This is a genomic window from Spirosoma aerolatum (assembly GCF_002056795.1).
Classification (GTDB): Bacteria; Bacteroidota; Bacteroidia; order Cytophagales; family Spirosomataceae; genus Spirosoma; species Spirosoma aerolatum.
The window spans coordinates 7,184,656-7,198,066 of record NZ_CP020104.1; the positions used below are offsets into that span (position 1 = coordinate 7,184,656).

Annotated in this window: 12 protein-coding genes and 1 pseudogene; 1 reads left to right on the top strand and 12 read right to left on the bottom strand. The window is 50.2% G+C overall.

Annotation, left to right across the window (positions count from 1 at the left end):
• Window positions 1-138 precede the first annotated feature (138 nt).
• From B5M13_RS29985 to B5M13_RS30015, 7 genes are all read right to left on the bottom strand, one after another.
• Window positions 139-696, bottom strand: a complete 558-nt coding sequence (locus B5M13_RS29985; RefSeq protein ID WP_080059161.1) for a hypothetical protein — start codon at window positions 694-696, stop codon at window positions 139-141.
• Between the two features lie 80 nt (window positions 697-776).
• Window positions 777-3,044 (bottom strand): TonB-dependent receptor, encoded by a 2,268-nt coding sequence (locus B5M13_RS29990; protein WP_080060135.1) that lies wholly within the window; start codon window positions 3,042-3,044, stop codon window positions 777-779.
• Window positions 3,045-3,056: 12 nt separating this feature from the next.
• Window positions 3,057-4,409 (bottom strand): HupE/UreJ family protein, encoded by a 1,353-nt coding sequence (locus B5M13_RS29995; protein WP_080059162.1) that lies wholly within the window; start codon window positions 4,407-4,409, stop codon window positions 3,057-3,059.
• 76 nt (window positions 4,410-4,485) lie between these two features.
• Window positions 4,486-5,643, bottom strand: coding sequence for a DUF3500 domain-containing protein (locus B5M13_RS30000; RefSeq protein ID WP_080059163.1), 1,158 nt, complete (start codon window positions 5,641-5,643; stop codon window positions 4,486-4,488).
• Window positions 5,644-6,033: 390 nt separating this feature from the next.
• Entirely contained in the window at window positions 6,034-6,738 is a 705-nt protein-coding gene (locus B5M13_RS30005; RefSeq protein ID WP_080059164.1) for a LytR/AlgR family response regulator transcription factor, read from the bottom strand.
• Window positions 6,738-7,883: a sensor histidine kinase gene (locus B5M13_RS30010; protein WP_245859561.1), complete on the bottom strand. Its 1,146-nt coding sequence runs from the start codon at window positions 7,881-7,883 to the stop codon at window positions 6,738-6,740. The genes B5M13_RS30005 and B5M13_RS30010 overlap by 1 nt, the downstream gene beginning before the upstream one ends.
• A gap of 188 nt (window positions 7,884-8,071) precedes the next feature.
• Window positions 8,072-8,641: a DJ-1/PfpI family protein gene (locus B5M13_RS30015; protein ID WP_080059166.1), complete on the bottom strand. Its 570-nt coding sequence runs from the start codon at window positions 8,639-8,641 to the stop codon at window positions 8,072-8,074.
• Between the two features lie 95 nt (window positions 8,642-8,736).
• On the opposite strand from B5M13_RS30015, the gene B5M13_RS30020 reads away from it, so the two are divergent.
• Window positions 8,737-10,377: a glycoside hydrolase family 32 protein gene (locus B5M13_RS30020; RefSeq protein WP_080059167.1), complete on the top strand. Its 1,641-nt coding sequence runs from the start codon at window positions 8,737-8,739 to the stop codon at window positions 10,375-10,377.
• Between the two features lie 54 nt (window positions 10,378-10,431).
• Here the strand turns inward: B5M13_RS30020 and B5M13_RS34300 are convergent, their stop codons facing one another.
• The 5 genes and pseudogenes from B5M13_RS34300 to B5M13_RS30035 form a co-directional block, all read right to left on the bottom strand.
• On the bottom strand, window positions 10,432-10,797 hold the full coding sequence (locus tag B5M13_RS34300; protein ID WP_245859562.1) for a hypothetical protein: 366 nt from the start codon (window positions 10,795-10,797) through the stop codon (window positions 10,432-10,434).
• 12 nt (window positions 10,798-10,809) lie between these two features.
• Window positions 10,810-11,226: a family 20 glycosylhydrolase gene (locus B5M13_RS34305; RefSeq protein WP_245859563.1), complete on the bottom strand. Its 417-nt coding sequence runs from the start codon at window positions 11,224-11,226 to the stop codon at window positions 10,810-10,812.
• Window positions 11,227-11,313: 87 nt separating this feature from the next.
• Window positions 11,314-11,439: pseudogene (locus tag B5M13_RS34555) on the bottom strand (hypothetical protein); the annotation flags it as partial.
• The gene (locus tag B5M13_RS30030) at window positions 11,414-12,802 is read right to left on the bottom strand and encodes an FAD-binding oxidoreductase (protein ID WP_080059168.1); all 1,389 of its coding nucleotides are present in this window, start codon (window positions 12,800-12,802) and stop codon (window positions 11,414-11,416) included. The gene B5M13_RS30030 and the pseudogene B5M13_RS34555, both read right to left, overlap by 26 nt.
• Window positions 12,803-13,151: 349 nt before the next feature.
• On the bottom strand, window positions 13,152-13,409 hold the full coding sequence (locus B5M13_RS30035; protein ID WP_155297354.1) for a hypothetical protein: 258 nt from the start codon (window positions 13,407-13,409) through the stop codon (window positions 13,152-13,154).
• Window positions 13,410-13,411: the final 2 nt, after the last annotated feature.

Genomic DNA, 13,411 nt, shown 5'->3' on the forward strand with positions numbered 1-13,411 from the left:
GGCCATTCGGTAGCGCACCGAACTACGGGATGAATCTGTGTGGAAGTTTGCCGAGTCAGTACGGTTTATTGGCTTGTTTGGGCAAATATCGCCTACTCTACAGGCAGCATAAGAAATGTATTAACTAGTGCCATAACCTTATTTTTTATAAAGACCGAGTGGCGGGCAGGGGAAGTCGTTGGCGTCACAGTATTGAGTGATTGTTTTTCCGGCGGCTACTTCTGTGAGACAGTAGTCAAAAAGCGCATGTAAAACCCGCTCCAGATTGGCCATTCCGGCATTGCGCCGGGCTCTGTCGTGAGCATTTGCCTGTATACTTTTCGTTTCGTTTTCTCTGATATAGCTTTTTTGACGATCACAATAGGCACGGGTTAGCCTGGTTGTGTCGGTCCAGACGGAGTCAGAAACATTGTTGATTGCTATCCGTTTAGTGTCGTATGCTAGCGCATGGATAGCTAGTGCATAGGCTTTATTCGTTGATTCGATTTGTGTCTTTTCCAGCATGGATTGGGCCTTTAAGCCGCTGGACGTATACACCGTAAAAATGAGTACGAACGAGAAGAGTTTCATAATGCCCTGGATAACGAAATAAATATAGCTCATCTGGCCAATAACACAGTCCTTAAACAGAAAAAGCGAAGAAGAGAAACAGTTGTCGAGGAAAGACAGCCGCTCGCGTTGATGGTCTCTACGCATACTAAATCACCAGTAGTAGCAGGCAGAGCGTTATCCGTAAAATTAGATAGTTACAAGTTGTATGTGTGTAATCCAGAGCCTTACCAAAAGTACGTTAGGCTTAGCCGGGCAAAAAAGGGTGTACCGGGCGTAAAGTGTATTTCTTCGACCGGAGCGGCTTCGCCTTTCAGCCGACTTTCTGTAGCAAACTGGGTTTCTTTCCAGCGCGTGTTGAACAGATTCTGCACCGACAGGCCAAGGGTATATTGACGACGGACATAATTCAGTTGCATGTCGGTCACAAAATAGCCTTTGGCTACAAGGCTATTGTCCTCGTTGGCTGGTCGGTCGGCCATGTAGCGGTAGCGTAGTGAGCCACTGAGTCCATATACCGTTTGTAAGGATAAGCCCCCCGTAGAGGTAAATACCGGAGCCAGCGGAAGATAGTTTTGCCCTGTTTCGGCATCCAGTGAGCGGGGGGTGGCTGTGTTCAGATCAATATCGGCAAACAGACTTTTGGTAAGCTGATACCGGGCCGACAGATCGATACCCTGACGACGCGAGCGGCCGCTGGGTTCTACTACCCCCTCATCGCCTACATACACAAACTCCTGCTTCATGTATAAATACCAGGCAGCAGCATTAATGAGCAATTGAGGAATCGGTTTGATGATAATTCCGAGGTCGGCCCCGTAGGCACCGGGTAAAATCTCGCGCCCATTTTGAGCCGTAACGACGCGGGCATCGTTGGAGTGAAAGCCTTTGCCCGTATTTAGATAAAGCTGAAAATGCGGATTAACAGTATAATAGAAGTTCAGTTTGGGCGATACAATCGCCTGCGATACGCGCCGGGTCGATGCGGGATTGATTAGCAGATCTGCATATTGAGACCGGAAATAATCGATCCGAACGCCCGCGTTGATACTGAAGCGGCTCGACACCTGAACAACTTCATCAGCATACAGTGCCGCGTTGATTTCGTTGACGTTGCCATATTGAATCTGATTCAGGGTTTCTACCCGGTTTTTAGTATGCGACAATTCGGTGCCATGGGTAATATCCTGCCGATATTGAGCGCCGAAGGTGGTGGTCCAGTGGGTTTGGCCAATGAAGGTCTGCGTAGCGTAGCTGCCGTTGTAGCCGAACAGGTTCCGGTGTTCTTTCTGACGAATCTGATCGCCGTTAAGGCTGTCGTTGAGGAAGAACGTGAAGTTGGAATACAGCTCGAAGTTATAATTGCTGTAGTAGAACTGGTTTTTGATCGTATGATTTTTGGGCGTTACGGTGACCAGTTGGGCATTCAGATTCGAACGGCTGGTCTCGCCACCTTCGGTCGGATCGATGGAGCCGAACCAGCCGATCAAGCCCGATTCAACGGCCCGGTCGGGTATCTGGCCAGAGTGATTCCATTTACTCCAGAAGGTAGAGGCCGTCAGGGTCAGGTTGGTGTTGGGCGCAATGTGGCTGTGGTATTTGCCCACTACATTCACCCGCTTGAAATGCTGCGGATTGTCGAAGTAGGAGTTGGAATAAGAGTATTCGGACGCCAGGAAAGCCGACTGATCATTCGATTTGCCTTTCTGGCCCAGCAAATCAATCCCTGCCACGGCCCGATAGGTATCATATTGCCCCATTTCCAGCTTGGCAAACGAGCGATCCAGCGTGGTGCGGGTTCGGAAATCGGCCCAGCCTGCCGTTGCCAGATTGCCTTTATCACTCGTGTAAGGGCCTTTTTTAAAATCGACGCTTTCAACCAGTTCAGGAATCACAAAGTGTAGATCGGCGTAGCCTTGCCCATGCGCATGCGACACCATATTAACCGGCATCCCATCGACCGTCAGGCGAATATCAGTACCGTGATCCAGGTCAAAACCCCGCAGAAAAATTTGCTCCGCCTTGCCTCCACCCGCGTGCTGCCCGATAAACAGGCCCGGTACCAGCCGTAGAATCTCCTGAGAGTTTGTAATGGGCCGCAAACGAATGTCCAGACTACTGATAAGTTGCTGTGTATTGGCTTTCAGGGCCGACACCGTTACTGAACTCAGATTTACCGGGGCTACCGTCAATGCCGTCTGAACGTGCGTCGTCTGGTCGTCCGTAATGGCAATTTCCTGGGTAACCGTTCCATACCCAATGTGCGAGAACTCAACTTTGTAAGGCGATGCGACCAGACCATCGAAACGATAACGGCCCAGCTCATCGGTCAGTGTGGCTTTGCCCAGACCTACCAATTGGACGGTAACATCCCGTAGGGGTAAATGCGTGTTGCCATCAAACACGATACCCGTAAGCGTACCCAGGTGAGCATAAGCAACCTGTAATGTCAACAATCCGATAATAAGTGTCGTGAGTATATTTTTCGCCATCATTTTCATAAGCCTCTACGCTGTTGGTAACGGTTTTGCGGGCCTTGCCCGCCAGGTTAGGTAAAGCGACAGCAAAGCTAATATGATAAGGCCATACGGAGCATAACTGGCAATAACTTCAATCGCTTCTGTCAGCAGATTAGGCTGACCTGATATGCGCTCAGCAAGCCAGCCGAGGGCGGCAATACCTGACAGAAAAGCGCCTGACCGCCGGACGACGGTGTAGACGGGTGTACGACTCAGAAGCATCAGCCAGGGAATCACTACCAGGATGATGGTCAACTGCATCAGTTCAATGCCCAGATTGAAGCCCAGAATACTCAGCGCCATCGGACCTGCATCGAGTTGTAGGTTTGCCAGGGTACTGGCAAACGCCAGTCCATGAACCAGTCCAAACCCAGCCGCGACCCAGGCTTCACGACCGAAAAAAACAGGTCGGACAGCGTGAATAGCCGATACCAGAATCGATACGACAATCAGGATTTCAACGGGTTGCGATGCTAACCGAACCCAGCCAATTGAGCCTGCCAGTAAGGTGATGGAATGCCCGATGGTAAATGCCGTTACAATCAGCAGCAACCGTTTCAGGCTGTAGCGAACTCCGCCAAATTGCCCCCAACGTTGCCCGACTACCACAAGTGGCGCAGGCAGTAGCAGAACAAGTAAAAATAATAAATGATCGGTGCCTTCGGCAATGTGCTGGGTGCCTAGTTTGATCATGGCCATAAAGCCCGTCCAGAAACTACCCGATGCCAGGTTGACCGGGAGTGGCAGAATGCGGTTGTTCACAATGTCCAGACTGATTTCGCCCACCTGAACCGGTTCGGTTTCGGCCAGTTGCCCACATTCCCAGTCCTGACGTACCGACACCAGAATTTTGTGGGTCATCACCTGATGTAACACTGCATCGTACTGAAACGTAAACTGCCGGACATCACTTCCCGCCGGAGGAACTAGCTGCACCTGCGCCGTCAGCTCGCGGTATACGCCGGTAATTGGATTCTGGCTTTCGTGAGCGGTTAGCTCCCCGACCGATACTGACCAGAAGCGCCCATCGGGGCTTTGCGGGCGAATGTGCGATTTGAGATAATCCCGCAGTTGAGGCCCCAGCCGCTCCACTAGCCCTACCGACGAATCGTTGACTGCATGGCCCCAGGCGGATTGTAGTTCGACTAGGGGTATCTGTAGTTCAGCATCGATGCGGTTTACATGGACATTGAGTAGTACTACCGAGTTCGGCATAGGGTGAGCAGTGGCTAAGCGGGGCTGCCCCAGGGTTACTACAAGTAGGCTGATGCCCAACAGCCAGTTGGATAGACGACTGCTGAGACGGCCTGATTTATTTGTTGGCAAAAGCTTTATAGACATTGTATTGTAGTTGCCGTTCGTTTGGTCATCAGTGAAATAAACGGCTGTATTTGGAACAATTATCTTCCCATCAATCCTAGTTGCCACCGTAATCACCGGAGTGATCGCGCCACACGGAGTGAGAGTGGGGTGTATTTTTGATGATGACTCCGCCCTGATACGAAAACTCGATCCAGACACTCGGCCCATCAACCCGAACATAGTCCCCCTGCGAACTCATGGCCGTTGTGCCTGAATACGAAATGTACGTATTGGCCAGCTCTGAAGTGTATTTGGTCAATATAGCCGCTGATGTCGTGGCGTCCAGGTCATTGACGTAGAGCTTGATGGCTTTGAGTACCAGGGCCTGCTTGTCGCTACTCAGGGTGCCCACCTGCAACCCCGACTTGGTTGCTGGAAACTTACCATCCTGCCCCGGTCCTAGTACCAGGTCGTTGTAAGAACCCGACAGTTTGGCTGTTGTCTGCTCGGTGGTGCTCAGCCCGGTCAGCATGGCTGCGAAAGCGACACGCTCCTGCTCAAAGGCCTGGTAGGTACGGCTGGCTGCGGTAACGGCAGCCTGTGGCTCAGTACCCCGGAAGGCAGGGGTAACCCCAGTAACGGCCCCAGCATTGAAGGTGATCGGCTGGGTATAGTGGTGACCCGTAAACAGAATAGCCCATAAACTACTGGTGCTTGGTGTGCCCAGAAACGAGATGTAGTAATTGCCGGCTCCATAAGTAGAACCTCCACCGATGGAATTAAGGTAATCATCGGCAACTAGATTGCCAATCATCTCATCATATCCTTCGTCGGTAGTGCCCAACGTCAGTACAGCGACCATCAGGTTACGGAAAGCGGCCAGTTGCGTGTCGCTAAGCGAACCCAGGTTAATGCCAATCCGGGCCGACATGCCTGCGGGCAGGTTTGACCATTTCTGAGCATTGGTTTTGGAATACGTCAGTTGGGTAGCGGCCAGTTGAGTACTGCTTAGCGTCGCTTTGAAGGCCTCAGCCAGACAGACGATCTGGGCCACGCCCGTCGAATTGCAGGTTGTCGTGGTGCCGGTGACCGACAGGGCCGTCGTGATGGAGCTGGAATTACTCGTTGTGGAACCTGTAGTAGTACCGGTCGATGTGCCCGTGGATGTACTGGTTGAGTTGGTGGCGTCAACATCGGATGATTTACAGCCTTCGAAGAGGTTGCCGAAGCCAAGCAGCAAGAGCAGGAGAATCGATATGTTTTTGCGTTTCATACTGAAAGTTGAGCAGCGTTTGCTCAGTGCCTACGTGTTTACTACCGAGTACTTATAACCATGAATCGCTGTTGCACAACCCATGCCGTGTTGGGGTAAAGAGCTGGAAAGTTGTGGCGAACAGCCTCTTTTGTGATTCATCCGTCTGTAGTGATTGCCAACCAGATGAATGAATTATGGGACAAAAGTCATGTGCAAAAGCCGGGTAGCGGAAAAAGAGTGGTTAGCTCTATTGGTTTGGGGGTAATTGCGCTGACTTTGTGATGAATAAGGAATTTTCCGGGGTTAAATCGCTGGTTTTCAGCTACAGCACAAGGGCGCGATGGGCACAAAGAATAGGGATTAAATTCCATTCTTTACGCACATCGCGCCCTCGCGTTTATAGTCTGTCTATTTCATGAAAAGGCTGAAAAACTCCTTTTCGTAGCTGCTGCCAATGGGAATTTCTTCATCGTCGATCAGGATCATTTTGCTGCGGATGGCCTCAATTTTACCAAGAGCTACAATAAACGACCGGTGAACACGAGTGAATTTTCCGGCTGGTAATTCGTCCAGTATGGCTTTTAGGGTAAGACGTAAAACGATGGTCTTTCCATGCTGCAGATGGATTTTGAGGTAATTATCCAGACCCTCTATGAAGAAAATATCGGCGATGGTCACTTTCACCAACCCGTAATCGGCCCGAAAGAAAAGGTGCGTACGCTCGGTGTTGCCTGTGTTTTCACCGGAGAGTTGTTTGAGCGCTCGCCATCGGGTTTGCGCTCGTTGGACGGCTTTGGTAAATCGGTCGAATGTATAGGGTTTGAGAAGGTAATCGACGGCTTCGACTTCGTAGCTTTCCAGGGCGTATTCGCTGTAGGCTGTTGTAAAAATAACGAGGGTTTGCTGTGTGATGGATTTGAAAAAGTCGAGCCCCGACTCTTTGGGCATATTGATATCTAAAAAGATGAGATCAACCGGATTGGTTTCCAGATACAGACGAGCCTCTCCGGTACGAATGAACGTTTTGGCCAGCTCTACGGCCTCGATTCGGCTACAGAAGGCTTCAATCACATCAAGAGCAGGACGTTCGTCGTCGAGGGCGATGGCTTTCATCAGGATAACGTTAGCTGTAGATGAACACGGAAATCGGTAGGTCCATTATCGATGGTTAGTTCATGGGCGTCTGGATACAAAAGCCGAAGCCGTTCACGGGTGTTTTGCAGGCCTATTCCCGTTGAGTTTTCCAACAGGCTGATCCGCACTTTTTTATTGGCTACGTACAGGCTCAGCCGATTTTCTTCAATTCGTACATGAATGTCTATGTGTGAGTCTTCATCTGGGCTTACGCCGTATTTAAAGGCATTTTCAATGAAGGAGAAGAGCAGTAAGGGAGCAATTTCCAGATGGTTCTCATTCCCTTCCAGTTGGCAGTTGATCCGAACAGCATCCCGTAAGCGTGCTTTCTGGAGGTCGATGTAGTTGACAATGTAGTTGATCTCCCGCGACAGAGCCACTTTATCCCGATGGGCGTCTCGAATAATATACCGCATGAACTCCGAGAGTTTTACAATTGTATCGGCAGTTTGCTCATCCTGGCGAATGGCCAGGGCATAAATACTATTGAGGGTATTGAACAGAAAATGCGGCTGGATTTGCGCTTTGAGTTGGCGAAGCTCAGCCTGTAGCTGGTCATTTTCAACCTGATGAAGCCGACTCGCTGTCTGAACCGAAATCGAGATGAGCGTACTAACACTGCCCAATAAGAAAAAGATGGCTAGCTTGACCGGGAGCAATAGCGTAAACGAGGTGCCGTGTCGGCCATCAGGTCCGACGCCGTAATGGGGATGATCGTCCGATCGATGTGAATGGTCAGGCAGGTCAACGTGAGGCTTATGGTCGCGTGCCTGTGCTGCAAAGGGTGGCAAATCGTGGGGGCGTAGCATCATTTCTTCCACAAAGATTTGCCGGAACCAGGCTTGTGGGGTGTTCTCTGATGGGGCTTTAAAGAAAATCCACTGTTCAATCCGATAGGGCAGATAAACAGCGGCCAGTATGCAGCTAATGGCTATAAGGACATAACGTCGGTACCGCTTATTCAGAAACAGGCGCGGTACAAATACCGTATGGTTAATGTATGAGAAGGTGATCAGGAAACAATAAGCCAGACTGTTCTGAACAAGATGTTCATGGGGGCGTAAAGGCGAAACGCTTGCTCCGCTAAACCCGTAATAAACGATTGGTAGAATGGCCAGAGCCATTCCGATCAATACATGGGTTCTGTGGATTCTAAACCAGGCGGCCATTGACTACGTACCGAAAAATACAAACGTACACAAACCCACTGGCGGCTGGGAATAATTGTGGCTAATAAGCAAAAAGCAGGGGTAAAGGAGCGCGCAGGTAGCTGATAAAATCTAGGGATAGGGCTTCGATAAGCCCTATCCCCTTATTGCCCTACCAGTTCTGATTCCCTGAGGCAGGCAAACACCTCGCGGTAGAACTCTGGGTGCGACTGCCAGGTTTGGGCTGTAACCATGTTCCGGTCGCGGATGGCCTGTTCGGTCGCATAGGTTCCTCCGCCCATTTCAATTTCGGCACGCACATGCTCGTAGGCCGTGAGGGTTCGGTTTTGGGCTAAACCTGCCGTGACCAGAATCTGAATACCGTGGCAGATGGCAAAAACCCATTTTCCCTGCCGGTCGAACTCGCGCACGACATCCAGCAAGGGGGCATGGTTGCGCAGGTATTCGGGAGCGCGGCCTCCCAGTAGCAGAATAGCGTCATAATCATCAACCACCACATCGGCAATGGTCAGATCGGAAGCCAGGCAATAACCGGGGCGCTCCATATACGTATCCCAACCCGGTTCAAAATCGTGCATCACCAGGTTAAGTCGGCGTTTGCTGGGAGCCGCAATCACAGCGGTATCGCCTTCTTCCTGAAAGCGGTGAACAGCATATAGGGTTTCATAACTTTCACCTCCATCGCCCGTAACGACCAAAATTCTGCGATTCATGTAGATAAGGATTTAGAACATGGTTTGTTAGATCTCTGCTCCTTAAAGTATAATCCCTGCCGTTTATACTTCACTCGGATAAACCCCTACTATGAATGAAATCCGTTGGTAAGCTCATCTGTCTGCTCGTATGGATCAGTGGCTCACTCCAGTCGCAGAGCCTCTCCTTAACAATTACCAAACGCTACCTGAACCTGCCCGTGTCGCAGTCGCAGAGCCGGGGAACCATGCAGTTTACGATTCAGGGTAAACCAGAGCGCTCGTTCAAAATACGGCTGGCGACCGGAAAGCCCGACTACTGGGTGTTTTGCGACATGGCTGCTCTGAAAGGCAAAGCCATTACGATCAGCTACGACGGCAATTTGGAGGGATTAGCCCCGATTTATCAGGATGATAAAATCGCCGGACAGGATTCGCTATACAAAGAAACTAATCGGCCCCAATACCATTTTTCTACCCGCCGAGGCTGGATCAACGACCCGAACGGAATGATTTTCTATGAGGGAGAGTACCATCTGTTTTACCAGCATAACCCCTACGAACGCGACTGGGAAAATATGTCGTGGGGCCATGCCGTCAGCAGCGACATGATTCATTGGGAGGAGCTACCGACAGCCCTCTCGCCCGATAGCCTGGGGACGATGTTTTCGGGATCAACCGTGATTGATTATGCGAATACGGCAGGTTTCAACCGGGGCAATACACCAGCGATGATTGCGCTGTTTACCGTCGACAATCCGGATAAACAGGTTCAGTGTATGGCCTATAGCCTGGATAAAGGCCGCACCTGGACAAAGTATACCAAGAACCCACTCATCGACTCCAAAGCGAAGTGGAATAGTAAGGATACGCGCGATCCACGAGTGTTTTGGTATAAGCCGGGCAATCACTGGGTAATGGTACTCAACGAACGGGATGGCCATTCGATTTATACTTCAAAAAACCTGAAGGAGTGGACGTATCAGAGTCATGTGACGGGCTTCTGGGAATGCCCGGACTTGTTTGAATTGCCCATAGATGGGGATAAGAGCCAGACAAAATGGGTCATGTATGGCGCGTCGGCCACGTATATGATTGGGGCGTTTGATGGAAAAGTTTTTACGCCGGAGTCCGGTAAGCATTATTATACGACAGGTAGCCTCTATGCCGCCCAAACCTTTGCCAATATGCCCGATACCGACCCCCGGCGCATTCAGATTGGCTGGGGCCGCATTTCGCAACCGGGGATGCCCTTCAACAACCAGATGCTTATGCCCACTGAGCTACAATTGCGAACAACTAAAAATGGCCCCCGTCTGGTTAGCGTACCCGTCAAAGAAACCGAGCAGTTGTTCGATCTGGTTCAACAGGGGGGCGATCTGAGCGCAGCCGAAGCCAATGAACAAGTGAAAGCGTTTAAAGAGCTGGACCGATTTCGATTGACGACAACGCTTAAACTATCGCATGCAACCAGTGCGGGTGTTTCGCTTTTCGGTCAGCGGATACTCGATTATGACCTGAATTCGAACCTGGTCAATGGCGTCTTTTATTCCCCAGAAAACATGACCAGTATGGAGGTGACCGCTGATATTTACGTTGATCGGACTAGTATAGAGGTGTTTATCGATGGAGGAGCCTATTCGTATTCACTTGCGAGAAAGCCGATTTCGACCGCCAAAGAGGCTATTCAGTTTTGGGGTAACCGTATCGATGTGAAGAGTTTTAAGCTATATACTGCAAAATCGATCTGGAAATAAGCATTTCAGGGTAGATCAGTGCTTGTAGCAAAATAGTACCACTGATTACATTTACTAAACTTTACTCGCTGTGAGGTGAAAGGTGTTGATCGGGTGAGAATACCAACTCACTTGTGACGTCGTAGTTCGTACCTGCCGGACGGACAAAGACGCAGGTAAACATCCATTTGACCAGACGATATCGGCGGTCTGGAAAGCACCGGCAGGAAGTTTCAGCAGTACTTTATTCCATCCTTTGCGTAAGGCAACAACGAGAGGAGGCCGGTTTTCGTAGGGTTCATTGGTGTACGGTGTTTCCAGATCGGCAGAATGCTGACCGGGTGTAGACCAGACCGGCGGATTAATAACCTTTCCATTGATCCAGATGCGGCTACCTTTATAATCCCACTGGCCAGCCGGGGGCGATGCGTCTTTTTCCAACCTAGGACTTCCTTACCACAATCCCGGACTCACTGCTGCCATTTCGGGCACGAACTGCGCATCGTTAAACGCAACCTCATCGGTGCCGATGTGGATGTATGGTACGTCGAACAACGCACAGACTTCCGGGAGGAGTTTCTTTACCAGCACTTTACCGAAATCACTTTGCATGTCATACCCCGTTGCCCGCCGAAAAGCTCCACTATGCCCCGGCATGTCGATTTCCGGGATGAGTAGCACGCGCTGCGCTTTCCAAAAAGTGACCAGTTCACAGGCTAGCTGTTTGGTATAGTAAAGGCCGGGAAAGCGTTTGGTCACCGTCGAATCCGTCAGATGCCCGTGAAATGTATTTCTTTTGTAGCGGGACAGGATGACAATATGCGCTTTCAGGCGGTCGATTGGAATAAAACTGCGTCCTACATCATGCATGAAGCCACGGATTGGAAAGGCTGGAAAATCGACGATTTGGCAACCCGCCAGGAATGGCTGTGTTTTAGACTGAGCCAGTTGCTGGAGCGTTCGATATCCCCAGAATAATCCTTGTTCTGTAGCGGCACTCAGGTGAATAGTTGAAGCCGAAACGGTGAGTGGTGCTTGATAAGCTATAAACGCCTTATTAATCGGGTAATAGCTTTCCGGGATTCAGGATACCACGCGGGTCCAGCGCTTTTTTAAGGGTTCGCATCAGAGTGATTTCTTCGGGTGTACGGCTTAAGTAAAGCCAGTTTTTTTTCTCCAGACCAATGCCATGTTCGCCAGTTATGGAACCGCCGATTGGTTGGAGTCGGGCGTATAGCGTCTCTTCTATGGCGTGTTTGGTAAAGTGGTCCTCATTGCCACAACTAATAAACAGGTGAAGGTTGCCATCGCCCATGTGCCCAAATGTGTAGAGGTACACATCGGGCCAGGTTTGTTGAAGGGCTAACCGTATGGTTTTGATGTAGGTATCCATCTCGGAAATGGCGAGGCTGATGTCGAATAGAAAAACGGGTCGATGAACCGAGAAAATAAACTCTACATTTTCGCGGATGCCCCAAAACCAGTCCAGCTCTTTTTGCGATTGGGCTATCACCGCGTCAACAATCAGGTCAGTCGTCAGGGCGTGCTCTAAAAAGGCGTCAAACTGGTGTTTGTCTTTGTCGGCATCCTGCCCGAGGGATTCCAGTAATACGTAAAAAGGATAATGCTGAGCCAGGGGCGGTGCGAACAGGGCAGGCTTCGAGGTCATCAACTGATAATAGTCCTGCCATAACAGTTCGAAACTGGTAAGATCGTTTTTTAGGTGGGTTTTGGCGGCCAGCAAGAGGCTATTGGCCTTTTCGAAGCTATCTACGGCTATAAAAGCCGTATTGCGGGTTTTGGGCAGATCGTCCAGTTTCAGCACCGCTCTAGTGATAATACCTAACGTTCCTTCGGAGCCAATGAAAAGCTGTTTCAGGTCATATCCGGCATTATTCTTCATCATTTTGTTCATCGACGAAACGATGGTTCCATCGGCCAGAACCACTTCCAGGCCCAGCACCAGATTACGCATAACACCATAGCGTAAGGCCTGTAAGCCCCCCGCATTCGACGCGATATTGCCCCCAATCATACAGCTGCCTTTAGCGCCCAGATCGAGTGGAAAAAGCTGCCCATGTGCGGCTACCTGATCGCGTAGCTGTTGCAGTACAACTCCCGCCTGTACCGTTGCGGTTTTGTTGGCTACATCGATTTGTTCAACCCGATTCATCCGCTCAAGGCTCAACGCTATTTCATGGGCGCTTGTATCGGTACCGCCAACCACATTGGTCAATCCGCCCTGGGGGACAACGGGTTGATGAAACTCGTGACAAATTTGAAGCATTCGGGACACCTCCTGGGTAGTGGTAGGCAAAAGCAGCGCCCGACAATCGAGGCTTCCGGTTTGCTTCCAGTGGCTGGCTACACGTGAACTGGCTTCTTCACGGCTGAGCACAGTGTTGTTGCCAAACGTGTTAACCAGTAGCTCGACAATATCGGACATGGTGGAGGGAGAAAAATCAGAAAACAGTCAATTACTTAAAGGTGAATCAGCAGCTTCGTTACTACCGTGTCGAATAGATGATGGGTAAAGAGTGCCAAAACAGTGAATCATCAAGATAATTGACTATAGAAATAGTTACTGATAGGGATGCTTTGAAGGCTATTGGCGATTATTTTCTTACCGTCACTCTTAGGTTTGCCTGGTCCACTGTGACCAGCAGGGAAGCAATGATAACGGGTCGAATCATGGGAAAGCCAGGGAGCGGAGAGCTAGGCTACTGCTAATCAAACAGAAAAGCCTTACAACCAAGTTGCAAGGCTTTCTGTAGGTTGGTAATCTGTTAGGTAGGTTAATTTCGGCAGCCCACGTAACCCTGAAAAGCGGTTGCCATGATCATGCCTGGTGAAATGGAGGAGTTATATTGCCAGTACACTTCTTTAGCGCTGTGCTTGCTATCATCCCATTCGACGACACCCAACGGTGATAGGTCGCCCAGGGCTACACTCGTTTCCAGAAACTCTATAGCATCGTCTGTTGAGTCGAATGCAACAACACCGGGCATTTCCTGGAGTTGAAAAACCGCCAGAAAAGTTTCCTGAGAATTCATAT

Coding starts and splice junctions, on each gene's coding strand:
- B5M13_RS29985 (WP_080059161.1), bottom strand. CDS start 696: ATGCGTAGAGACCATCAACGCGAGCGGCTGTCTTTCCTCGACAACTGT.
- B5M13_RS29990 (WP_080060135.1), bottom strand. CDS start 3,044: ATGATGGCGAAAAATATACTCACGACACTTATTATCGGATTGTTGACA.
- B5M13_RS29995 (WP_080059162.1), bottom strand. CDS start 4,409: ATGTCTATAAAGCTTTTGCCAACAAATAAATCAGGCCGTCTCAGCAGT.
- B5M13_RS30000 (WP_080059163.1), bottom strand. CDS start 5,643: ATGAAACGCAAAAACATATCGATTCTCCTGCTCTTGCTGCTTGGCTTC.
- B5M13_RS30005 (WP_080059164.1), bottom strand. CDS start 6,738: ATGAAAGCCATCGCCCTCGACGACGAACGTCCTGCTCTTGATGTGATT.
- B5M13_RS30010 (WP_245859561.1), bottom strand. CDS start 7,883: ATGGCTCTGGCCATTCTACCAATCGTTTATTACGGGTTTAGCGGAGCA.
- B5M13_RS30015 (WP_080059166.1), bottom strand. CDS start 8,641: ATGAATCGCAGAATTTTGGTCGTTACGGGCGATGGAGGTGAAAGTTAT.
- B5M13_RS30020 (WP_080059167.1), top strand. CDS start 8,737: ATGAAATCCGTTGGTAAGCTCATCTGTCTGCTCGTATGGATCAGTGGC.
- B5M13_RS34305 (WP_245859563.1), bottom strand. CDS start 11,226: ATGCATGATGTAGGACGCAGTTTTATTCCAATCGACCGCCTGAAAGCG.
- B5M13_RS30030 (WP_080059168.1), bottom strand. CDS start 12,802: ATGTCCGATATTGTCGAGCTACTGGTTAACACGTTTGGCAACAACACT.
- B5M13_RS30035 (WP_155297354.1), bottom strand. CDS start 13,409: ATGAATTCTCAGGAAACTTTTCTGGCGGTTTTTCAACTCCAGGAAATG.